The following is a 24,375-nucleotide window of genomic DNA, read 5'->3' as shown; positions in this document are numbered from 1 at the left end:
CATGAAAGGCCTAAAATTTATAATTGCAGGAATACTATTTGGCATCATCATGGCCAAGTCTGAAGCTATATCCTGGTACAGGATTCAGGAAATGTTTCGCTTTCAATCCTTCCATATGTATGGAATAATAGGTACAGCTGTAGTGCTTGGTACGATTGCGGTATATCTGATTAAAAAGTTCAAACTAAAAGATACTCAAGGTGAGCCAATTATTTTCCCTGATAAGGATAAAGGCTGGCCACGTTACCTGATTGGCGGATCAATTTTTGGTCTGGGATGGGCACTAACAGGAGCATGTCCGGGTCCGATGTTTGTCAATATCGGATACGGCTACTGGACTATGGGAATTGTTGTGTTAGGCGCATTGATTGGAACTTACCTTTACGGAGTTATTAAAAATAAACTACCACATTAAAATGCCGTAGGAGAAAAATAGGGATTAACGTAACATATTTCAGCCCTTTAAATATAATTAAATAGCCTTTAAACACAATCAAATGGCCATTCTGAAGGAAAATGAAATTTATTTGAATCTTAGTTTGTAAAATAGACTGAAGTTTGTACTTTTGCGCCGGAGAGTTGGCAGAGTGGTCGATTGCGGCAGTCTTGAAAACTGTTGACTTGTCAAAGGGTCCGCGGGTTCGAATCCCCCACTCTCCGCTAAGGTATCAAAACCTACAAAAAGCCTGAAATCGTAAGATCTCAGGCTTTTTTGTTTTTGAAGGGGGGTTATTCGCTTGTTACCGGTTGTAGATGTCTACCGCAGTTTCTAGCTTCCCTTTAGCAGCAACACTCTTTAGGTACCCACCAGCGATCAATCCCAAGCCTAAGGCCCCTAAACTGACTCCCGTTGTAAACCTACTCGTTGAATAGGCGCTTTCACCTCCTCCCATAGAAGTTAGCCCCGCAGCCAAAATAGACGCAGCCCCAGCTATGTAAAGAAATTTAGTTGTATTCATACTTCTTCTGTAAGCGTAAAGCATATCCATACTCTGAGGATTGTCGGCCATGTCCTTCTTCAGATTAACGTAATTTAACATCTTCAAATCAGCATAGCCGGTATTATAATACAGGTTGGCACTTACTGATGGTGCAGCTCCGGATGGATAATGCATCTCATTTGTATGGTGTGCATCATAGACAAAAGGGGTATATGATAATGTTCTGTCCTGAAAAACATTAATCCGCCCTTCAATAATTCGCTCTGCGAAGCCCGCAGTACGTATAATCCCAATTTTTCTGGTATTGGCAAAAAAACCATCCTTACTATTTAGAAATTTGACTTGTGCTATCGGAACATTTCTCGAATCGACTCTAACTCGTAGATTCCCTGAAAAATCTGGCCGGATTTTAATATCTCTGGCGTAGATAATAGAATCAGAGTAGAGGTACAAAAAGTCCTTGGATTCGCGCAACTGGGCACGAGCGCTAAAGCCATAGCAAGCCATTGCGATAATAAATAATTTTTTCATATCGGTTATATTTGTGTGTATGTAATGCTACACAAAACCCGACCCAAAAATGGAATTGTAAACAACAAAATACATTAGCTACTTAACGCACTAAGTTAAAAAAGCAACAAAAAAATTAAGCATACAATACGTTCATCACATAGGTTTTGGATCCTACAAGTTCTTCTCTCAAAGCTTTATTAGCCAACCTGAGATGTGTTTTAACGGAGTTTATGGTAATTCCCATTTCTACAGCCATGGAACCAACACCTATAATGACAGGAAAAAATATTACCAAATTACGTTTATAAAATAGGACTCAGAGATCCCGCCGGTAAATATCCAAACTGTATTAACTCTTTAAATTCTTTGATCACTTTAGTATTTCCATTATCCATCAAAATGACAGTTGATGAAATATCTAGTACATTTTCGTAATCATGATCAGTAATTATAAACCCTTTATCTTTTGAATGCTTTTTAATAAGGTCTTTCAGAATTTCGACACATAATGGAGAAACACCATTAAAAGGTTCATCAAATAATAAATATGTTGCCTCGGAATGAACCATTAATAAAATCTCCAAAATCCTATTTTCACCCGCCGAGAGCTCTTTAATTTTCTTTTGCAAAAAGGGTTTAATTAAATCATTCTCGACAAGCACGGCCGCATTCTCTTTATTACAAAAACAATGGATTATGCTTTTTATCTTAATATGGTTAGGCAGATAATTGTCTTGGGGTAAATAATGGATTAGTTTTCTATTACCGTATAACGAATCTAGCTTACTATCATCAATAGTCACAAACTTATACTCAGCGGCTAACGACCCAAACATAATCTTTAGTAATGTAGACTTTCCAGATCCATTTCGCCCCAAAAGACCAACAATTTGTCCTGGTTTACAAGAGATAAAAACATCATTGAGGATTTGTTTATCTCCAATCTGTTTCCTAACGCTATCAACATGTAATCCACTCATAACATTAGAAATAACAAACCAATAATCAGGCTAACAACTATAGTACTTATCCATAAAGCAAGTTTGCTCAGACCTAAATTATAATAAAAATAGTATTCATTAGGGTTTCTAACTTCATAGATAAAATAATGGAATGCAGGGGTCAAAAAGATAAATGAAATTCCGATACCAGCGTATAAATCAATGCGCTTCATCGTAAGAAACGACAGCACAATTGAAACGACAAATGAAGGGATAATAAGTTTTTTATAAAAAAAACATAAACCATATAGTATACGCATCCGATTAATCTATTATCATGACAATATAAATATTTAAAGTTTATAATTTTATCCAATAAATCTACTTGAAGTATAGACTATTACTATTTTTATTGTACATTTAAATATCACATTTATGATACAATAGAAAAAAAACACAAAACAATCCCATAACGATGTTGTTATGGTAATCATAATTACAAATTTAAACTAAACAAAATGCCTCAAGGAACAGTAAAATTTTTCAATGAATCAAAAGGTTTTGGCTTTATCGTACCAGATAATGGTGAACCTGAAATCTTCGTACATGTAACAGGAATTGTCGATCAAATTAGAGAAAACGATAAAGTTAGCTATGAAGTAGAAAATGGTAAAAAAGGATTGAACGCAACTCAGGTTAAAAGAGCCTAAGTTAATACTAACCTTTATTCAAAAAAAGCTCCGTAAATACTTGATTTACGGAGCTTTTTTTACAATTCACAGCACCATCCTTGCAGATGGCAACTAGCTTAGACTAATATACAGCTTTAATTAGCCGTCCTAACCGTTTTAAGTCAGCCTCTACCTGAGCGTTCCATTCCAATCCATAGTTTAACCGCATACAATTGTTGTATTGATTGTATTGAGTGAACATCCTACCAGGTGCAAAACTTATTTTCTGCTTGATGGCTATGTCAAATAATTCGGCAGTATCCACCTTTTTATCCAACTCCAACCATAACATAAAACCGCCCTGAGGCTGTGATATTTTAGTATTAGAAGGGAAATACTCTTCAATTGCTCTTTGGAATTTGAGGCAACTTGTGTAGAGCTTACCTCTCAGCATACGCAAATGATGGTCATACCTACCATATTCCAGAAAATCGGCAATCACTTCCTGGTACAAAGAAGGTGTTGAAATGGTCTGTAATAGCTTCTGCCTTATAATTTTCTCTTTGTACTTTCCAGGAGCCACCCAACCAACCCGGTACCCAGGTGCCAAAGTTTTAGAGACTGACCCGCACCACAACACAATACCCGCTTCGTCAAAAGCCTTACAAGGTTTAGGTCTTGTAGGGCCAAAGAAAAGATTACCGTAAAGGTCATCTTCGATCAGGGGAATATCGTATGTAGTCAACATCCTAACCAGTTCGATCTTGTGCTCGTCTGGCATCAGGCATCCTAATGGGTTGCTAAAATTACTAATGAAGCAACACGCATTTAATTGCGGTAGCACTTTTTTAATGGCTTCTAAATCTACACCAGTTATGGGATGTGTAGGGATTTCTATAGCCTTTAATCCCAAAGATTTAATGATCTGCACGATACCAAAATAAACTGGGCTCTCAATAGCAACAGTATCTCCGGGTTTAGTTACAGCCATCAGACAGTTAAAAATCGCATTCATTGCACCAGAAGTGATCACAAGATCATCTTCAGTAATCTTTCCTTCGAGCACCAAGGACCACTTGGCAATACCTCTTCTAAGGTTAACGCTGCCTTGTACCGGTTCATAACTTGCCCAATCATCATTAAGTCTACGTACAACATTGATCACCCCTTTGTTCAGTTTTGCAATGGGGAGCATGCTTTTATCTGGAACACCCAAAGAAAAATGGCTAATCGTTTTATCTTCAAATGTATTAAAAACCTTACTGATTAAATCCTCAGGCTGCTTCTCCTGAGCCGAAGCCTTAAGTTTGCCTATTGATGGAAGCGGAAATTTCCTCATGGATGCTTTGCTCACAAAATATCCAGATTTTGCTCTCGGTTCGATAAGCGATTTACTTTCTAACTCCAGGTAGGCCTGCTTAGCCGTGTTTATGCTGACATTGTAGAGCTTCTGTACGGAACGAATAGAAGGAAGCTTATCACCGAGTTTTAAAGTTTCGGTCGAGATCTGCTCCTCCATTACTTTTGCAATCTTAAGGTACAAGGATTCCTTTTTCATTTTAATAACAGTTATTTAACCAGTCTACTAATCTCAGAACAGAGCTCTTAAACTTGGCATTGTCTTCCCCGACATTTTCAAATGTTGAATGTAGCGTTTTTTTAGCTTGCTCTTCTAGTGTGTATCCGATGGACAAGTCCTCAACTACTTTACAGTGGGAATTTAACGTAACTTCTCCCAATTGGTTGATGGCTGCAAAACCATAACCTATGATTTCATTACCATTAATGGCGATACTTAGTGGGAGACCAAAATCTGCCGTCAACTTAGTAATACTTCCCTGTGATAATTGATGTAACCTCATTACTGCGCTCAGGTCAGAAAGGTATACCTTCCTAAATTCGACACCTCTGGTTTTATGACTTTGTTCATTCATAACTTATCGTTTGATTACAAAATTAAACATCAAATAGAAGCAGATACAGACACAGAAAAGCGATAATTTTAGGTTACAGAATTACGACTGGTATGATAAACTAAACTTCTTTACTTTTGTAACCATCATCAAAAATGAGCATTAATGAAAAAAGAACTAGCAATAGACCAGTGGAAGAGAAAAGAGCATTTTGAGTTTTTTAGAAAATTTGAAGAACCATTTTTTGGGATCACTACAAAAATAGATTGTACGAAAGCGTACCGCAATGCAAAGGAGAGCGGACAATCTTTCTTTTTATATTATTTATATCAATCTTTGATAGCTGCAAATTCGATTGAAGAGTTTAAGTATAGAATTGAAGACGAAAAGGTGGTAATTTACGATCAGATCAACGCTTCGGCAACCATTAACCGTCCGAATGATACTTTTGGCTTCTCTTACATCTATTTCAATGAAGATCCAGCACTATTTTATAAGCTTGCAAAAGAAGAAATGGATAGAGTTTCGAAAAGTACCCAGCTTTTCCCCTTGGTATCGGGTGATGATGTGATCCACTATTCGGCCATACCTTGGATAGACTTTACATCCTTATCTCATGCAAGGTGTTATTCGTTTAATGATAGTGTGCCTAAAATTTCATTCGCTAAGCTTACTGAAACTAATGGAAAGAGAGAAATGAGTATTTCTGTCCATGTACATCATGCCTTGATGGATGGTTATCATGTAGGCAAATTTATCGAGACATTCCAAGAGTTGATGAATAATCAATCTAATACCTTAAAATAATGACATAAAAAAACCGGCAAAATTGCCGGTTTTTTTATGTCATTATTTTAATCTGGATACCTCTTCAATGCGAAATTTCTTCAGGCCTTCAGGCATTTCCCAACTCAACTCTGCTCCCTGGTTATAACCTACTATAGCCACACCAATCGGTGATAAAATAGAAATCGTATGGTTTTTGTTTTTAGCCTTTGCTGGTGGAACAATGATATAAGTAAACTCTAAGCCAGTTTCCAATTCTTTTACACGGACTTTAGTATTTACAGTAACCACGTCTGCAGGAATATCTTTGTTTAAGATCTGCCTTGCATTTCGAAGTTCCTGTACCAGTTTTTCCTGATTGTAATTACTTAATTTCCTTCTTCTGATGTGATCCTTTAAAAGATCAAATATTCCTGTTGATAATATGATTGATGTAGTCATAACTATAAATTCAAAATGATTAAAAATTGAGACAATAGATTAGCTTGTCCGTCAGACCTGAGGACATGATAATCGAAATAAAAGAAATAATTCCCCAGACCTATTAAAAAGGTTGGGGCTTAATGAATGAAGTCTTTGCTACTTTTAAGAAAGGAATCGCCTAAGACAGATTGATGAACTAAAAAACGGTTAAACATAGCTTTAGCAGTCCGAAATTGTCTTGCAAACTGTTTATCAGACATCATATTTAACTGTTTAAATGGGTTCATTGATACGAATGTACCCTATTCCAATTGATATAAAAACTATAGCTAATGTATATCCAGCATTATTACAGTATTATGCCATTCAATACACAATTAACTATTGAGCGCTACTTAGATTAAAGCAAAGTGAGACTTTATCGGGATGGAGACCTATCTTAAGCTCTCCGCCGTTTTGAATAATATATTCCCGGCACAAATGTAAACCAAGTCCCACTCCTTTTTCATTAGCAGTCCCATAAGCAGGGGTTTGGATTTTACCGGCATTAAAGGAAGTTACATTTAACCTATCACTGCCAGCCACCTCATTTATGACGCAAATATGAACGTTTGATTCATCCTTTTTCAGGTTAATGGTAATGCATTGGCCAAATGGTGTAAACTTAATCGCATTATCAATCAGGTTACGCATAATCAATTGAACCTGATTTTCATCAGCATGCACCATCAGGTCTGAATCAGCTTTTAACAGGATATTGATTGATTTTCGTTCAATTAATGGCTGATACACCAGAATCAGGTCATTTACCAATGTGAGCAAATCAAATCTTGTAGGAAATACCATTGCCCCATCCATCTGGCTTTTTGCCCAATACAGCAGGTTATTTAACGTATTGTGTATCGTATCTATGCTTCTTCTACTTTCATTAAGCAACATTTTAAGATCTTCAAAAGTCAACAGATCCATATCCTTTAATGAAAAAATGCTCAGCAAGCTATTAAAGGGGCTTCGTAAATCATGAGCTATGATAGAAAACAGTTTATTCTTAATCGCATTTGTTTCTTCAAGTGTCTCAATGGTTTCATTAAGTTTCAGCGTTTTCTCCTTTAGCATCTTTACACTATCATGGAGCTTTAGTGTTCTGCCATGTACCAGCTTCTCCAGTCTTTCCTTTTGTGTGGTAACCAACAGCATATTGTACTTTCTAATTGTATTAAAACGATCGCCTAATGCAAATGATAGCAATAATAATTCAATCGTAGTACCTACTGGAACGACATAAAAGGTGTAATCACCATAGGCAAAAACATTGGATAAGCTCAGTGTAATGAATAAAATAGGCACACATACAAAAGCCCAGGCCATTATATAATACAATGCTGGCTTATGTCCTTTTAAATAAGACCAAAAAGCAACAGCCCATAAAAATAGTCCAGATAGCATCAATAGATAATTAACGAGCGCGGATATCATATTTTTATAACCCAATGCACTCATCACAAGTATAAGCAGCCAACAAACAATTAAAATATTGTAAACGAACAAGGCTTTTGGCAATCGTTTTTTCAATTCCAAAAAGCTAATAGAAAAGTAAGCTGAAGCCAAACAGGATATGCTTAAAAAAACATGCGGATAGAGATTAATAAATGAACGAAAATCTTGTCCAAAAACGTATCCATATCCCCTGATAAAAAACACCAGGTAAATAAATAGCATCCCCACATAAATGCTATATATAAAATAAATATGGTCCTTAAAGCTCAGATAAAGAAACAGATTGAAGAAAAACAGGATAATAATTGCCCCAATATACATGGCCTCAAATCGTACTTTACCTGTACCATTTTCAATCAAACTTTCAGAGCTTGCCAGCTTAATGGGGAGCAGTAAAACATTGTTCGTTTTGACTCTTAAATAAATAGATTGAGGTTTAGGATCTATCGTCGAAGCTAGCAGATTAAACACGAAATTATTGGAAACGACTACTCCTTTTGTCGCAGCTGAAAGGCTCCCAGCTTGTAAGTGTAATAACTTCCCCCCCTGCAATTCCTCATACAAATCAATATGTTCAATATTGGGCACATCTATCACCAGAAAAGCTTTGCCTTTGCTTTTATTGATATAATCGATTTTCAGCCAAAATGCAGATGTGGTATTGCCTAAATTAAGAATCTCTTTGTCCGACGGTCTAAACTTCCCTGCCTGATGCATTGCTCTAGCTTCATTGAGCGTTAATTTACCCGCTTTATCCTCCAGATAACTAATTGATTTCCCTATATTTTGATAGGGGAAACCATCATCCAAATGCAGTAACGGCTGGCTATACAATTTACAAATTGAAGCCAGGCAGATCAGCAGAAAAAGAGAGTAGCGCATAAGCATGTGAATTCCCAAAGTTAATATTAACCATGGGAATTGTAGTACATTATAAAAACATTTTCAGCTTTAAATTGTAGTTTAAAAAACCTAACACTTAATAGCTTACCTTATGAAAACAAAAATAATATTAGCTGTAGTGATCCTCAATTTTTTAGTACTACAAGCTTGCCAAAGCCCGGAAAAAAGAGTAAAAACCGAACAGTCAGGAACCAGAGCACCTGCACCTGATGAGGCCATTATACCGGATACTTTAGGACTAAACAGGGGAGCTAACTTAACCATTTTTATGAATGAAGCCGCCTTGGATGGTATGTTGGAAATAGAATTAGGAAAAGTAGCAACGCAAAAAGCTACAGACATACACATTAAGAGATATGCGAGACGGATGATAAAAGACCACACGAAAATTGCCGAACGACTGAAAGTATTGGCTGACAGTAAAAAAATACCTTTACCAACCGTACTCCCCAAAGAGGATCTGGACCATATTGCCGAGCTACAAAAGATGCCAGTAAATGAATTCGAAAAACACTACATGGAAATGATGGTAAAAGGCCATGTTAAGGCGCTTGAACTTTTTAAATCTGCAACAACTTCAGGAGATAGCCCGCTACAAAATTTCGCTATCCCTGCATTACGCAAAATGGAACAACATTATACGCTGGCTATGGATATAAGTAAACATTTAAAATAACTTTAAAGCTTTTTTTAAATCATTTTTAGCCAGCTTCAGGTCTTTCCATATATCGCCTGTATCTTTTAATCGATCGGGCATATTAAAAATATGAAAATCCTGAATCTTTAAACCTATTTTAACTTCTTCCCATTTAAGTGGGGCAGATACTGTAGCTCCTGGTTTCGGTCTAACTGAATAAGGTGCAGCGATAGTCTGCCCCCTACTATTTTGAAGAAAATCAAGGTAGATACGGCCTTTACGTTTTGACGGACTACGCTCCAGACTTGTTGTATTTGGATGTATTTCGAAAATAAGCTGTCCCAAATAACGAGTAAAATCCCGTGTAATGTCATAATTGTAGTTTCCAGTAAGGGGAATAAATATGTGCAAGCCCTTGGAACCCGAGGTTTTAATAAATGAACTGATTTTACGCTGATCCAGCAACATTTTAGCGGTTAAGGCAACAGCGATCACTTCATTAAAATCGATATCATGAGGATCAAGATCAAGTACGGCAAATAATGGCGCTTCAGGTTTTTTATAAGTACTTAACCAAGGATTGATCTCGATACAGCCCAAATTTACCATCCACAATAAAGTAGCTTCGTCATTACAGATCAGGTAATCAATATCCTTGTTGTTACTATCCGAATGCATCGGGGCAGATTTAATCCAGGATGGTATTTTATCGGTATCCAGATCTTTCTGAAAAAAACCAGGCTTTGTAATGCCATTAGGATGTCTGTTAAGCGATAAAGGTTTATCTTTTAAATGTGGTAAAATGTAGGCTGCAACTTCTTTATAATAATTAATCAGTTCGCCTTTACTAATTTTTTCTACTGGCCAGTACAACTTATTTAGGTTAGTTAATTTTACTTTTTTACTACCAAACTGTTCTTCTTTTTCATCAACCATTTCATTTTTCTGTTTATCAGGTTTCAAGTCTTCCTCCACTTCCTCATGTACAACATCCTTGGCTGCTTTATCTAAACGTAGACCTTTAAAAACAGGATGACGCAGATGCCGGTCTGCAGTCCATTCAGCGTAAGCTACCTCACATACCAATCCTGGCCTAATCCAGGTAAAACTTTTTTCTTTATGTACCGCTTGTTCAACTGGTTTTTGAGTGGTGATTAAGGACTGCATTTGTTCATATATGGTCTTTAAGCTTTTATCATTATATCCTGAACCGCAATTACCAATATAGGTAAGCGTGCTTCCCTCATAAATCGCTAATGCTAATGCACCAAAATATCCCCTTTCCCCCTCCGGTTTAGAGTAACCAATAATGATGGACTCCTGGGTAAGTTGAAATTTAAACTTTAGCCAGGAATCCGTTCTTTTATTGCTTAAATATTGGCTCAGACTATTTTTTCCAATAACCCCTTCCCAACCCAGCTTTTGTGCTTCTTTAAAAAGCGCTTTCCCCTCAGCTAGGCGATGTTCATTATAGACGATTACTGAGTCAGCCAATCCTTGAATGACTTTACTTAAGAGCTCCTTTCGCTTTACCAGCTCCATACTTCTGATATCATGGCCATTTAGGGATAACAGATCAAATACATAGAACCTTAGCTGTACATCCTTTTTTTTATAATCGTAGTCTTGTAATAGCTGAAAACTGGTTTTACCGGCTTTGTCCAAAACCACCAATTCACCATCTATTACAGCCTCAAGCCCCAAAGCTTTTAGGGCATTTACAATTGAAGGGTAAGTAGTGCTAAAATCAATTCCATTTCTTGAGATGAGCTTAGCCTCATCTTTTTCAGTCACATAAGCCAGTGCCCGATATCCATCCAACTTACGTTCGTAAATCCAATCAGGATCATCAAATATATGGGCAGATAATCTTGCCAACATCGGTTGAAAAACCTCATCACTTTGCTTTTCTGAAATTTTGGTAGGATCATTACGATTTGTCGGCTTGCCCTTTTTTTCTGTTTTACTCCTTTTCTTAAAATCAACCCCGAGTTTTTTTATAGCCGCGGGCACCAAATCTTCGCTATTGAACTTTCCTTTAACTGCATAATTATCATTGTGCTTGATCAACAACCATGCATTTTGCTCGGAATTTTTAAAGCGTACCAGCACAAATTCTCCCTTTAAAATTTTGCCATTCAGTTTAAACTTAAGGTCACCCTGATTTAACCCTTTCTTCAAGTCTTTTTCTGTCCCCTTATCAAGGGCAGAATAAGTGCCTTTATCAAAAATCGTGACTACACCGCCCCCATAATTTCCTGCAGGTATTTCACCCTCAAAATCTTTATAATCAAAAGGGTGATCTTCTACCATCATAGCCAATCGTTTATCTCCAGGATTTAATGAAGGTCCTTTAGGCACCGCCCAGCTTTTCAATACACCATCCATCTCCAATCGAAAGTCATAGTGCAAACTAGAAGCATGATGGCGCTGCACTACGAAGCTCAGCTTCTTCCCTGTTGCCTTACCTGCGGCAGGTTCTTTAGTCTGACTAAAATCTCTTTTCTGTTTATATTTTTCTAAAGACATCATTAAAAATATTAAAGTGCCAATCAGGCTCTTTTATTTAAGCTTTCCATTAATTGATCATATAAATCTTCGCTAACTGCCTTTTTAGGCTTAATCTTTTTAACTGTTGCCCGTTTACCTTTGGCCTTCGCATTAATGATCTTTAGCAGCTCGTTTGAATAATCATTTTTAAAAGAATCAATATTAAAAGCAGAAGTGTATTGTTTAATTAAGGCCAAACCGACTTCTAACTCTTTGGGGTTAATGGTAACCGCTTCTTTTAGCTCGACTTCTTTTGTATCACGGATTTCTTCCTGAAATCGAATCTTTGTAATCACGATAATCCCATTCATGGGATGTATGACACATAGATTTTCGCTATTTCTTAATACAAAACGGGCAACTCCGGCCATTTTAGACTTCATAAGAGCCTTAAGTAACAAAACATAAGCTCTTTTACCCTGAGTATCCGGTTGTGTATAATACGAGGTTTCGTAATAAATAGGGCTAATTTCTGCGATATTCACAAAATTCTCAATCTCTATGAGCTTCGTCTTTTCGGGCTTTACTTCTTCAAAATCATGCTCATCCAGTACAATGTAACGATCTTTTAAAAAATATCCTTTTACAATATGCTCATATGCTACCTCCTTATGGGTTTTCTCGTTCACCCTCTTGAATCTTATATTGGCATGATCTCGCTCATCCAACATATCTAAATCAAGGCTGCTGCTGTGTACTCCTGAATATAGCTTAACAGGAATATTAACCAGGCCAAAGCCTATCGAACCGTTCCATATTGATCTCATTTTTATAGGATTAAAAACAACATTCAAAAAACCAAGGTTAATTTAAGAACAAACAGCTGGTAAAAAGGTTCCAAAAAAATATTTACCTCTTGTTGTAGCAAATCTACCGCGATTAACGTCTATGTATAAATTACCCAATTATATGTCAGAAGAATTACAGCGGGAAATTCTAAAAGTTCCGGCAAGCCCAGATATGGATGCTGAGTTAATTTCAGCACTAACAACACTCTGTTTTCAGGAAGAAAGTTTAGTTGCATCTGACCTTCTTTTTGTATTCGGTTCGAATGTTCAGCATCGCGAAATTGCTGATATTATTACATACATGCTAAATGCAGGGTTCGTAAATCAAATCTTAATTACAGGTGGAATTGCCAACTACAGCGGCTCCTTTTATAAAAAAGAAGCAGAATCTGAGCAAATCAAATCGCATATTCCAGTTGAAAAATATGCAGATAAAAAGATTTACACAGAAAACAAATCAAAGAATATCATTGAGAATATAGTTGAAGCGCAGAAAATAGTTTCTTTTGCAAACATTAGAAGCATCACCTTTTTGTCGCATTCCTACGCCTCTACAAGGGCTGCTTTATCTTTAAAAAGATTTTTTCCTACCGTAGAACTGCATTGTATTCCTTTGCCTTTAACTACTGATATCGCAAAATATCCAATCAGCAGACGGATGTGGTCTAAAACAGTATACGGACGAGATTTGGTTTGGGGAGAATATTTAAGGTTGCTAACTTATGGGGAAAGAGGTGACTTCCCTATTGATGGGATCCGCAATGAGTTGGATCATATTAAACAGCTGTCTGAGAAAAAATCATTATCAGTAGCCTAACGATTTTTGAGCTGTTAGGCTACTGATAATAGATTAATTAGTTGTACCAGAGATTTTATTATCTTTTATACTAATTGCCTTGCTGTTTCCTTCAACAAGTACAAATTTCTTTGCGGTAACTTTGCCTGTCACATCTTTAACCTGGGCATTTTGTACATTTTCGAATCTGATGATCGACGCTGCACCTGTGGTCTCTGGTAACTTCCAATTAGATACTTCAACACCTATACCATCTTCACATACTAATGCTGGTCTTAAATCATTACTGGCTAAATTGAATTTTACGTTTTTAAGCTTCAATCCTTTTACATGCCTTGCCCAAATCCCGTAAGCCGGTACACGAGGACCAAAAGTTTTTACCTCTGGATATTGATCTATAGCCTCTGGTACAGCCTGACGAGCATGTTCTGCCAATCCACCACCTGCCAAACTAATCTCAATATTCTCCAGGGTTAAACCAGTAATATAATGGCCTGGCACTCCTGTTATTAATATCCCTGTTGGTGGCATCAGCTGTGAATTTGCTGAAGCGTTTGCTTTAACATTTCTAATGACTACGTTTTCAAATGTACCTGTCGGTTGCTGAGTCTCACTGTTTTTACGAAATACGCTCAACCTCGAGCCTAGGCGGAAAAGCATGGGCGTTCTTACATCCTCCATAGTGATGTCTGAAATCTCTATATTCCGTAAATTTGCCCCATCAACTGTAAGCAATTTTATCCCACCATTTCTGGTTTCATAAATATGGCAATTTGAAATTTTGATGTTTTCGAAAGCTGCCATAGATTCGGTACCCATTTTAATTCCAGCCTGACTGCTTTTAAGGCGCAATCCGCTCACAACTATGTTTCGGCAAGCCATCTTACTAGATGTAGTTTTAAACACCAAAGCATCATCCCCACTCACTACATCACAATTTTTAATGATTACATCCTGGCAGCCATCAATACCTATTCCATCATTATGTGCTACACCAACACTCTGGATCTTCACATCCTCTATGCGAAGATTTTTACTTTGAAAGTAATGTGAGGTCCATGCTCCAGCGTACTTTAAGGTCACATCCTTTACCGTTACCCCATCACAACGAACAATACGCACCAAAAATGGTCTCATGCCCCAACGCTGCCCTTCAGGACGCGTATCTGTTAAGATGTGTTTGGCTTTTATAGCCGAACCTTGACCGTCAATAGTCCCAGCACCTTCCAGTCCAATATTTTTTGCATCGACAGCCACTAAAAGCGCCCATCCTACATCAATACCTAAGCCTTCTGTAAAAGGGTCTAAATTTTTGTAGTCTTTCAGATCCACGCTACCCAATAGGACCGCATTTTTCTCAAAATGGATGGTACAATTGTCTTTCAATACAATTGTGCCAGAAAGAAATTTCCCTTCAGGGAAGATCACCTTCCCCCCACCTGATTGATGACATTCATCAATAGCTTTTTGTATGACTGCAGTGTTTAAGGTAACACCATCTCCAACTGCTCCATATTTAAGAATGTTGAAATCAGCAGCTTTTACACAATTGGTAAAAGCTGCAAGCATGAATAAACTAACCAGTAATTTCATTTTAATTGTTCGGACCATTATCTATTTAAAGTATTTATTTAGGATTTTATTGTAAAACCTTAAAACCAACCAAGATTTTGAGGGTATTTAGGGCCAGTAGTTACACCGTCAATTTGTTTTTGAGGTATAGGTCTCAGAATATGGAAGGGCTGAATGTTTGCAGCAGCCTCAGGGTTATAATTTTTAGTTTTTATCCGGTCTATTAGTTTCCCTGTTCTAACCAAATCCAACCAACGCACATTTTCTCCACATAATTCACGACTTCTTTCATCAAGAATAAAATCAATAGACGGAATGGAAGTCACATTCATCACAGCCGGATTTGGGTTGGGATATGCAGCTCTTCTTCTAACGATGTTAATGTTATCTAGGGCATCTTGTTGAGTTGCACCACCCATATAAGCTGCCTCTGCTGCAATTAAATAAGTTTCAGCTAAACGATAAACAATTACGGGACGAATAGATGGATAATTTAAATCTGCACGTTTGGTATCATTGTATTTCTTCATATACGGAGACAATGTAAAATCATACAGACGTGGTGGAATGAGTAAATACCTAGTGGCAGCGATTTTGGCATTCGTTACATCAGAACCTGGCATAAAAATAGCCGTGTCGCCCACTGAAAACTTGTTTTGTCCTGAAACCGCACCTGCAGGAGCTCCTGGAGGAAGAGGGTTAGGCCACTTAGGAATAGACGAGGCATTATTGCACAACCAGGTGGTTAGGAATGTTTTATTATAACGGGTATCATTTATGCGTTCTTGAAAAGCAACCTCAGTTAGCCAATTTGTAGGTACACAACGAATGTAAGGACGTCCATAGATTACTGAACGTGCCATTCCAGGACGAAGCTCATATTGAGGCACCCACATGTGATTTAATACATTATCAGCACCACCACTATTATTGGGACCATTATAAGCAAGATTAGAGGTATGCTGAACGTTCCACAATACTTCATTACTGTTTTCATTTCCTTCTGCAAATACATCCCCAAAGTCTTGCATTAATGACATACCACCTGTAGTGATTACTGTCTTTGCCATGTTATAGGCATCCGTATAATCTGTCGTTTTTTTTGCTAGCGATCCAGCTCTGGTTAAATAAACTTTGGCTAACAAATGTTGCGCTGCAACTTTTGTTAGTTCACCTGCAACAGCACCTGTTGTTTTCGGATTGGCATATAAGGTTGGCGTAGCAATGGCCTCTTTAAGATCATTCACAATAAAATCATACACTTCGGCCATTGGTTCACGTGTGCCTGATGTTTTAGGGGTATTTTGAAAATTTTTATTTAAACTTACATCACCATAAAACTGAACCAGCAGGAAATAATAATTTGCCCTTAAAATTTTTGCTTCGGCTACACTTCTGCTGATCACATCAGCAGACAAACCAGTAACGACTAAAGAATTATCTATTACTCCATTACAAGTATTAATATTATAGTAACAATTTTTCCAAACTGCCTCAACTTGCCCATTTGTAGTGGTGTAATTACTATTGTATTTATTGATGTTGTTGTTTCCATCCTTACCAGTAAAAAACTCATCCGTTCCAATTACTGTCATGGTAAACAAATCCTGATTCCCCCAGAAAGAGCGATTACCTGCGTATGCAGCATCCAATCCTTTTTGAAAGCCCTGTGCAGTAGAAAAATACTCAGGAGTTAAGGTTGAATGTGGTTCTTCTATTAATGCATTTTTACATCCGGTAGCGGCTAAATACAGACAAGCTACGAAGCAAATAATATATTTCTTTTTCATAACAATTAAAATTGAGTTAAAGCGTCATATTTAAACCAAAAACCATGGAGTAACTAGCGGGTGTATCCACACCAACATTAGGTCTATTATTAGTGGAACCAGTATTACTTATAATTGATTCAGGATCTATCCCTTTGTATTTATTACGATATTCTGAGAACAAAATAAAAGCATCATTTACAGAAGTATAGACTCTCAATGCTTTGATTCCTACTTTGGACACTAGTTTTTGAGGTACATTGTAGCCCAATGCTAAAGTCCTTATTTTAACGAAAGTACCATCAAAATAGCCCAGTGTCGAATTGTTTGGTGTATTGGTTGATGCGGCATTCGGTTTAGGCCAGAAGTTTTCACCGTTAGTTGGCGTCCAATAATTCACATCCAGATTGTTATAATTTCCCTGGAATGTATTGGCAAATCCACTATTGTGCATACTGCTTACAATAGTACTACCGAAACGCCCGAAAGCAACAACAGTAAAGTCGAAGTTTTTATAAGCAAACCTATTAGTAAAACCACCCGACCAATCTGGTTGGCTAGAACCAATGATTATCCTATCATCAGCTGTAATTTTACCATCGTTATTCGTATCAGCAATCCTTATATTTCCTATTACAGAACTGGAACCAGTCAGCGTTAAGCCCAATCTTTTAGCTTCAGCAATGTCTTCAGGAGTATTTTGCCAGATGCCTACTTTTTTTAAATCAAAAATAGTACCGATAGGCTGTCCGGTAAATCTATTATTGTCCGGATCGTTGATAATCCCATCTTGTAGTCGAGTAATTTTACCACGGTTAATGGAAGCATTAAAGTCGGTAGTCCATCTTACCTTATCTTTACCATCCCCATTAATGTTCACTGTACTGATCTGAAACTCTATCCCTTTATTTTCAGATTTCCCTACATTAGTAACATACGCATTTGGAATTCCAGTTGTAAAAGGAAGATTTTGTGGTAAAATAAGATTATCAGTCCAAACATGATAAGCATCAATTGCCCCTGTTATACGATTATTTAATACGCCAAAATCCAAACCAAGATTCGCTGTCGCACTATACTCCCAAGTCAATTTTGGATTAGGTACGCTAGCTAAAAATAACCCGGTAGTAGTTTTATCACCAAAATTATAAACTACCCCATCAAGCGAGCCAAGCGTTGAATAAGGTTCTATTGCAGTATTCCCTACCGAACCATAGGAAAGTCTCAGTTTTAAATTTGAAATGGCCGATATCTTCTTAATAAAATTTTCCTGACTGATGTTCCATGCAGCTGCAGCAGAAGGGAATGTTTTATACTTAGCACCAGGAGCAAGTCGTGATGACGCATCAGAACGTAAGGTCAGTGTTAACAAGTATCTATCCTTATAACCGTAATTTACCCTCCCCATATAAGAAAGCAACGACCATTCGTTAAACCCTCCTGTAGCAGTAAGATTTGAGCCTAGTTCTGGATTATAATACCAAAGTGCATCCGCAACAAGGTTATTATTATTAAAAGAATTACGCTGGTTTTCATCTTTCTGAAAACTGAATAAACCCGTGAAGTTTATTTTATGGTCCTTGGCAATCACTTTATCATAGGTTAAGATATTCTCCAGCGTATAATCTGTTCTGAACTCCGTTCTATTGCTAGATGTTGATAAGCCACCAAGGTTATTGGAGGTTGCACTGCCATAGAAATTGCCATAAATATCGGTTTTAAGCTCAGCCCCAGCATTAAATCTGTACTTTAATCCTTCGGTAATATAGGCTTCCGCATATAGGGTAGTGAAAGTTCCAAAACGTTTACGATTCTCTACTTTAGCACCATCAACAAAATCAGCCAGTGGATTCCATACCTGATTTGCACTTCCGGGTACAAAGCCCCATAATTTACCTGTTTCATCATAAGGGGTAGCTAATGGACTTGCGCGTAGTACCTGGCCCATTGGGTTGAAGCCTTCTCCTTTCGTCAGACTATAAGTATTAAAACTGTTCAACCCAACTTTAAAATATTTACCCAATTTCTGATCAACACTTATTTTAGCGGAATAGCGGGTAAAAGCCTGACCAGGATAAATCCCTGTTTCATTGTGATAACCGCCAGATAGTGCATACAGGGTCTTTTCCGATCCTCCAGAAACTGCGATCTGGTGATTATTTGTAATTCCATTCTTATAAATCAGATCCTGCCAGTCAGTACTACGCCCCATTTTAATAGATTCCAATTCTTGTGGAGCAAAAATACCGTCCAGCGCTGGATCATCTATTCCTGAATACTTCGTTGTACCGTTAACGGTAGCCCATTTTTTTAACAATGCAAACTGAGCCCCATCCATAACGTCAATTTTTCCCAAGTTCTTCGTAACCCCAGCATAACCACTATAGGTGACCACAGCCTCGCCTATTTTTCCTTTTTTAGTCGTGACCAAAATCACACCGTTTGCACCTCTTGAGCCATAAATCGCAGTTGAAGATGCATCTTTAAGCACCTCAACAGAAGCAATATCATCCGGGTTCAGATCATTCATACTTCCAGAATATGGAATACCATCTACAACAAATAGCGGATCATTACCCGCACCAAGCGAGCGTACTCCTCTTATCCTAATAACGGGCGTGGCTCCTGGTTTACTATTACCGCCACTTTTTTGGATATCCAAACCAGCACCTCTTCCTTGCAAAGCCTGCGACAGGTTAGTTACAGGGACATCAGCAAGTGCCTTTTCACCTATAGAGACAATAGATCCCGTAATGTCGGATTTTCGCTGTGTTCCATAGCCCACCACAATCACCTCTGATAGCGTTTTGTTTTCAGCAACTAACGTTACATTGATTACTGATCTGTTTTCAACAGCAATTTCCTGAGAAATATATCCAATAGAAGAAAACACTAACGTTCCAGTACCATCGGGGATTGTTAAACTGTAATTACCGTTCCCTTCAGTTGAAGTAGAATTAGTACTTCCTTTCAACTTTACAATGACACCAGGCAAAGCACCATTTGCGTCAGAAACTTTACCTTTTACTGTTAATTGGTTACTAAAATGTTTTTCATCGCTGATTGCATTACCTTTGCCTAAAGCATCTACCACACTACAACACAATAAAAAAATCATGATACACCAATAGGACGATGTTGTTCGATTAATCATAATTAATTGGTTATTTGGTTAAAAATTGATTAACCTAAAATACCAACACCTCCCGCTGTATTTATCTCTTACATTAGCATTGTAATCACCTGAATTGTCATTTCAATCCCCAGTAATTTTTACCATCCGATTTCACAGCATCAAGCGTAAAACTAAGCGGCTTCTCTCCTATATACAAAACCACCTCTTCACCGCCTTTTAAATCAATTTCAACTACTCCTTTACCCTGTGGTGTAATCTTGAACTGACGCTTCCCTATGGCTTTAACAACACCCTTAAAATCTGATTTAACTAAACAAGGAGAACCTGCGAGACTTTTAACTTTTATAAATTTAGTTGTTCCATCTCTACGACTTCCACTTACTAAAAAAGCTCCTTTTGCACTCAGGTCATTAAATGTAGCATCCTTCCAACTATCCGGAACAGCAGGAAATGGCCTGATTATCCCATTCCAGCTTTGCAAAAGCATCTCATTCACGGTTGTTACTGCCGAAAACGGTGTTTCTATCACCGGCCCAGCCTCCAGGTACATCGTATTTGGCTTAATACTATATTTTCCCTTCATCATTTCATTCAATAGCTGATGGGTTTTATTTCCATTGCCCATCATCGCATAAATAGAACCCGAACCTGTATAAGAATACCCTCTCCAGGAAGCTGAATTATTTTCCCACTGGCTTAATGATCTTTTAATCAGGTCGCGGTTTTCCAGCTGATCCCAGTTCACATCATAGATGGGGTAAACCTGCAACAAGTGCGAATAATGACGATGAGAAATAGAAAAATCAGCATCACGACCTATACGGTAGCCCAATTTATCCTGCGGATACGGAGTTAAATTATTTAGGACCTCTTGCCATTTGGCCGCAAGAGGATCCTTTAATCCAAGTTCTTTATTGATATACAGCAAGGTTTTTAAACCCCAGTGAAATACAGATAAGTCGTAATTTGCATCTCTGGTAACTCCTTTAGGATATTCGGGAGAATAAGTATAAGGAAGATGGTATTTACCATCGTTTTCCTTATCCATAATATTCAAATAATAATTAACAGATTTGGTTAATACCGGGTAAAGGTTTTTAATGATTTTCTTGTCCATGGTATGCTCATAAGCCTGGTAATAGACATGCAAAAGCCAAGTCAGGTTACCCAGCTCCTTTGATGCATCACTACTTTCAGTACCGTTATTCCCCTTTAAGACTTTAATACCCGAAGTCATAGTATATGGCCCAGACCTTCCCAAAGCCGCCGAATTATGCTGATAAGGCTGCGGTGCATTTTTAGATAAATTGTCAATATTATCATCGATCATCTTCATCAATGGTGCAACTAACTCCACATGATTAGAGCTAAAAAACGGATAGTAAGTCAGCTGAATATTTAAATTCCACCAATATTTAGGCCATGGTGTCATCTTGTACCATGGCCCCATTAAATCAATCGGATAGGCACCCACCCTGGTGGCCGAAGCCATTTTATATTGCTGAATCCACCAGAAGCTCTCCAGACGGCTATCCGGAACAGAAATAAAACTCTTCTGATAAAAGTTACGCCAGTGTGTTCTGTGCGCGGCAATAATTTGGGGCACATTTGTAGGGCTTATCGAATTTAAAACTTGCTTCGCAGCTTCCTTCGATCCATCTTTAGGATAAGTACTTGATATAGTGATCAACAAGGTGTTGGTGTTCCCATTTGTAGCATTTTTCCATGCAGTGGTATAGCTGCCTCCACTTGCCAAAACCTGATAATTGTAATTTACCTCGTTTTCCTTAGAAATATGATAAGGCGAATTAGCTGTGTATTTTGAAACGGTATCTTTTCCTAAAGCCAAAAATGGACTTAAAGCCTGTTCCGGCTTCCAGATCCAGCTTAACTTTTCATCTTTTTCTGTGCGCGTATTTAAAATAATGACATCTTTAGTTGCTGCTACAAGTCCACTGAAATGAACCAGCCCCTTATCAGTACCGATTGTCCCCGACAATTCTGCCTTAAGCAAATCCAAACGTAACTTGATACTTTTAATCGCCCCCTTTACTCCCATCACAAATCTCCCAATAGGTAACCTGCACCTTCCAATAGAGGCGTTAATACCTTCCTCATGCGCAACCACATCCGTTCTACCCAAATCAAACCTCAAGGTATTTGCATCCTCACGATACACCATCACCCCAAGTAAACCGTTACCTAAAAAAGCACCCTCCTCCCATTTGGTGGATAAGGAATCAAACACCATGTCATTGCGGGACATGAAAGTATCCCAGTTTATTTTATTCCGGATCTGCGCGAAAGTCTGCTGAAAAATCCCCGCTAGCAACAATAAGATTACGATTCGTTTGTTCATAGTTATTTTTCTGCAACAAGTTCAAATACAGCACTGGTTAAAGGGGCTATCTTACCAGCCGAAAGGTTCAACCCTACTCTCATCAGATAATCACCACTATAAATTTTTCCATCCTCTGGCTGAGTAGATTTGGTATCAGGCAGGAGATTAATCTCTTGTATTTTGTACCTTTTCATTGGATCAAGACCTTGCAAAAGCACTTTACCCATAAATTCTTTACGTCTAAAATTGAGCAAATAGTTAAATAGCACTGCCCTATTTTTACTTTGATCTGCATACATCAAAACGGCCCTGTTCTCTTCATAAGGGGAAATCAGACGATATAAATCACCAAACCAGATCACATCACTTATACCTTTATACGTTTTTACGGCCTGATTACTGAACTTGATCTCTTGTTCCGTCAAATTTTTAACCCGTATATCGTAGCCCATTTTACCCATCATCGCAACATCGGTACGGAACTTTAAAGATTGCTTACCCATTGAAGTCACATGACTAGATACAGTTAAGGCAGGGAAAAAGTTAAGGTATCCCCATTGGATAAATACACGCTCCAAACCATCGGTATTGTCACTAGGCCAAAACTCTGTAAAGTATCTCAAACCTCCATAGTCAACTCTTCCACCGCCACCTGCACAAAGCATAATAGGCAAGTGCGGATGTTTTTCTCTCAGGCGTTTAAGAACATCAAATAAGGCTCTGTTATAATCGATAAATAAATTGCCCTGATTCTCCTTTAAAAATGGAGAATATGTGTTGGTGAGCATTCGGTTACAATCCCATTTGATAAAAGCAATCCCCGGATTCTTGGTCACCAGATCATTTACCATATCATATATAAAATCTTGAACTTTAGGATTTACCAAATCAAGCACTAATTGATTACGTGAATAGGCTTCCTCTCGGTTTGGCAATTTCAATATCCATTCCGGATGTTTTTCATAAAGCTCACTTTTAGGACTTACCATTTCTGGCTCTAACCAAATTCCAAACTGTAAATGCTTTTTATTGGCTTCACTAACCAGGTAACCAATCCCAGTCGGTAGTTTTTTCTTGTCAACCTGCCAATCGCCTAGTGCAGTTTTATCCGCATCTCTCGAGTACTTATTACCAAACCAGCCATCATCTAATAAAAATAGATCAACCCCCAATTTATTTGCGCCATCAAACAATTCGACCAATACATCTTGGTTAAAATCCATGTGCGTAGCTTCCCAGTTATTTAAAAGTGTTAGTCGTGGCTTATTACCATCCAATACGCCATAATTTCTGGCCCAGCGATGCAGGTTTCTGGTCGCCTCACCTTTACCATTTTTAGTGTAAGTGAATATAAATGCAGGAGTTTCAAAGGTTTTTCCAGGCTGTAGTTTATATTCAGAAGCATAAGGATTCATACCAGTAATCATCCGCAACGAGTTTTGCTGATCAATTTCAAAAGAACATTGAAAATTACCCGACCATGCTAATGTACCTGCAATCAATTCACCGGTAGATTCGTCAGAAGGCTTATTCAAAGAAAGGAAAAAACAAGGTGAGCGATACATTTGTGCTCTGGTGCCAAGCTTACTATCCAGTATTTTTATACCCGGTGTAAGTTGACTTTCCTTCATACGCATTTCAGTCATGTAATCCCCATCAAACTGGCTTAACCAATATTTCGAAGCATCAAAATGCAACATTGAAGAAGCATAATTGGTCAAGGTAACCGGCTTTTTCTCGTTATGCTTTATTTCTGTCCATTCTTTAATAATGTCTTCCTTATAATAAGCTGAGAAATGCAATACCACCTCTACAGGATATTGTGGATCTTTTAGCGTGATAGAAGTCGTGGTTACATTGTCGTCTTCTTTACTGCTCTTCTGCCCTGCATACTTTAAATCCAATGAAGGATTACCATCGCTGTGTACCATACGGATAGCAGGCTCAAAAAGATCACCCATACCCGCTCCAATGTAAGCTTCCCTTCGAGTAGATTGCAGTAAATCCTGATCTGCAGGATTGATAAGCTTTTGTCCCAGGTAACTTTGATATAATTTTTGGGCAGAAGACACGGTAAAAATGAGCGAGGTATTCTTAGTTTCAACAACGATCTGCTTTTCTTTTTGCGCATTGACATCCTTGCCAAGTGCTAAAAACAAAAGAAAACAGGCAATATATTTTGTCATGTTTAATTGATT

General features: G+C 37.8%; 18 protein-coding genes and 1 tRNA gene. 6 read left to right on the top strand and 13 right to left on the bottom strand.

What is annotated here, in order from left to right:
• Position 1 precedes the first annotated feature (1 nt).
• Positions 2-415 carry a DUF6691 family protein gene (locus FBD94_RS17750; RefSeq protein WP_136881197.1) on the top strand — a complete coding sequence of 138 codons (414 nt, stop codon included), beginning with the start codon at positions 2-4 and terminating at the stop codon, positions 413-415.
• A 158-nt stretch (positions 416-573) separates the two neighbouring features.
• Positions 574-660: transfer RNA gene (locus FBD94_RS17745), tRNA-Ser, on the top strand.
• A gap of 80 nt (positions 661-740) precedes the next feature.
• Here FBD94_RS17745 and FBD94_RS17740 read toward each other — a convergent pair.
• Both FBD94_RS17740 and FBD94_RS17735 read right to left on the bottom strand, forming a co-directional pair.
• Positions 741-1,472 carry a hypothetical protein gene (locus FBD94_RS17740; protein ID WP_136881196.1) on the bottom strand — a complete coding sequence of 244 codons (732 nt, stop codon included), beginning with the start codon at positions 1,470-1,472 and terminating at the stop codon, positions 741-743.
• A 284-nt stretch (positions 1,473-1,756) separates the two neighbouring features.
• On the bottom strand, positions 1,757-2,434 hold the full coding sequence (locus FBD94_RS17735; RefSeq protein ID WP_136881195.1) for an ATP-binding cassette domain-containing protein: 678 nt from the start codon (positions 2,432-2,434) through the stop codon (positions 1,757-1,759).
• 479 nt (positions 2,435-2,913) lie between these two features.
• On the opposite strand from FBD94_RS17735, the gene FBD94_RS17730 reads away from it, so the two are divergent.
• A complete protein-coding gene (locus FBD94_RS17730; protein ID WP_090780871.1) occupies positions 2,914-3,105 on the top strand; it encodes a cold-shock protein in 192 nt (63 codons plus the stop codon).
• Positions 3,106-3,208: 103 nt separating this feature from the next.
• On the opposite strand, the gene FBD94_RS17725 is transcribed toward FBD94_RS17730, so the two are convergent.
• Complete coding sequence (locus FBD94_RS17725) at positions 3,209-4,624, bottom strand: aminotransferase-like domain-containing protein (RefSeq protein WP_136881194.1); 1,416 nt, start codon at positions 4,622-4,624, stop codon at positions 3,209-3,211.
• Position 4,625: 1 nt separating this feature from the next.
• Positions 4,626-5,000 carry a hypothetical protein gene (locus FBD94_RS17720; protein WP_131611277.1) on the bottom strand — a complete coding sequence of 125 codons (375 nt, stop codon included), beginning with the start codon at positions 4,998-5,000 and terminating at the stop codon, positions 4,626-4,628.
• A gap of 144 nt (positions 5,001-5,144) precedes the next feature.
• Here FBD94_RS17720 and FBD94_RS17715 point away from each other — a divergent pair, with 144 nt between their 5' ends.
• Positions 5,145-5,786: a chloramphenicol acetyltransferase gene (locus FBD94_RS17715; RefSeq protein WP_136881193.1), complete on the top strand. Its 642-nt coding sequence runs from the start codon at positions 5,145-5,147 to the stop codon at positions 5,784-5,786.
• 42 nt (positions 5,787-5,828) lie between these two features.
• On the opposite strand, the gene FBD94_RS17710 is transcribed toward FBD94_RS17715, so the two are convergent.
• Positions 5,829-6,206 carry a GreA/GreB family elongation factor gene (locus tag FBD94_RS17710; RefSeq protein WP_136881192.1) on the bottom strand — a complete coding sequence of 126 codons (378 nt, stop codon included), beginning with the start codon at positions 6,204-6,206 and terminating at the stop codon, positions 5,829-5,831.
• 363 nt (positions 6,207-6,569) lie between these two features.
• The gene (locus FBD94_RS17705; RefSeq protein WP_136881191.1) at positions 6,570-8,573 is read right to left on the bottom strand and encodes a sensor histidine kinase; all 2,004 of its coding nucleotides are present in this window, start codon (positions 8,571-8,573) and stop codon (positions 6,570-6,572) included.
• Positions 8,574-8,679: 106 nt separating this feature from the next.
• Between FBD94_RS17705 and FBD94_RS17700 the strand changes: the two genes are divergently transcribed.
• The gene (locus FBD94_RS17700; protein ID WP_136881190.1) at positions 8,680-9,264 is read left to right on the top strand and encodes a DUF4142 domain-containing protein; all 585 of its coding nucleotides are present in this window, start codon (positions 8,680-8,682) and stop codon (positions 9,262-9,264) included.
• Here the strand turns inward: FBD94_RS17700 and ligD are convergent.
• Both ligD and ku read right to left on the bottom strand, forming a co-directional pair.
• A complete protein-coding gene (gene ligD, locus FBD94_RS17695) occupies positions 9,256-11,757 on the bottom strand; it encodes a DNA ligase D (RefSeq protein WP_136881189.1) in 2,502 nt (833 codons plus the stop codon). The two genes, FBD94_RS17700 and ligD, sit on opposite strands and share 9 nt — an antisense overlap.
• Before the next feature lie 20 nt (positions 11,758-11,777).
• Positions 11,778-12,542, bottom strand: a complete 765-nt coding sequence (gene ku, locus FBD94_RS17690; protein ID WP_131611265.1) for a non-homologous end joining protein Ku — start codon at positions 12,540-12,542, stop codon at positions 11,778-11,780.
• Positions 12,543-12,684: 142 nt separating this feature from the next.
• On the opposite strand from ku, the gene FBD94_RS17685 reads away from it, so the two are divergent.
• Positions 12,685-13,380: an ElyC/SanA/YdcF family protein gene (locus tag FBD94_RS17685; protein WP_169472345.1), complete on the top strand. Its 696-nt coding sequence runs from the start codon at positions 12,685-12,687 to the stop codon at positions 13,378-13,380.
• Between the two features lie 33 nt (positions 13,381-13,413).
• On the opposite strand, the gene FBD94_RS17680 is transcribed toward FBD94_RS17685, so the two are convergent.
• The 5 genes from FBD94_RS17680 to FBD94_RS17660 form a co-directional block, all read right to left on the bottom strand.
• On the bottom strand, positions 13,414-14,952 hold the full coding sequence (locus FBD94_RS17680; RefSeq protein ID WP_169472344.1) for a glycoside hydrolase family 28 protein: 1,539 nt from the start codon (positions 14,950-14,952) through the stop codon (positions 13,414-13,416).
• Positions 14,953-15,011: 59 nt separating this feature from the next.
• On the bottom strand, positions 15,012-16,721 hold the full coding sequence (locus FBD94_RS17675) for a RagB/SusD family nutrient uptake outer membrane protein (RefSeq protein WP_136881186.1): 1,710 nt from the start codon (positions 16,719-16,721) through the stop codon (positions 15,012-15,014).
• Between the two features lie 16 nt (positions 16,722-16,737).
• Positions 16,738-19,854 carry a SusC/RagA family TonB-linked outer membrane protein gene (locus FBD94_RS17670; RefSeq protein WP_136881185.1) on the bottom strand — a complete coding sequence of 1,039 codons (3,117 nt, stop codon included), beginning with the start codon at positions 19,852-19,854 and terminating at the stop codon, positions 16,738-16,740.
• 97 nt (positions 19,855-19,951) lie between these two features.
• Complete coding sequence (locus tag FBD94_RS17665) at positions 19,952-22,195, bottom strand: glycosyl hydrolase family 95 catalytic domain-containing protein (protein ID WP_136881184.1); 2,244 nt, start codon at positions 22,193-22,195, stop codon at positions 19,952-19,954.
• A 2-nt stretch (positions 22,196-22,197) separates the two neighbouring features.
• Positions 22,198-24,363, bottom strand: a complete 2,166-nt coding sequence (locus FBD94_RS17660; protein ID WP_136881183.1) for an alpha-galactosidase — start codon at positions 24,361-24,363, stop codon at positions 22,198-22,200.
• Between the last annotated feature and the right edge of the window lie 12 nt (positions 24,364-24,375).

This window comes from Pedobacter hiemivivus, assembly GCF_005144565.1.
Taxonomy (GTDB): Bacteria; Bacteroidota; Bacteroidia; order Sphingobacteriales; family Sphingobacteriaceae; genus Pedobacter; species Pedobacter hiemivivus.
This window is presented reverse-complemented; position numbering and strand designations above follow the sequence as displayed.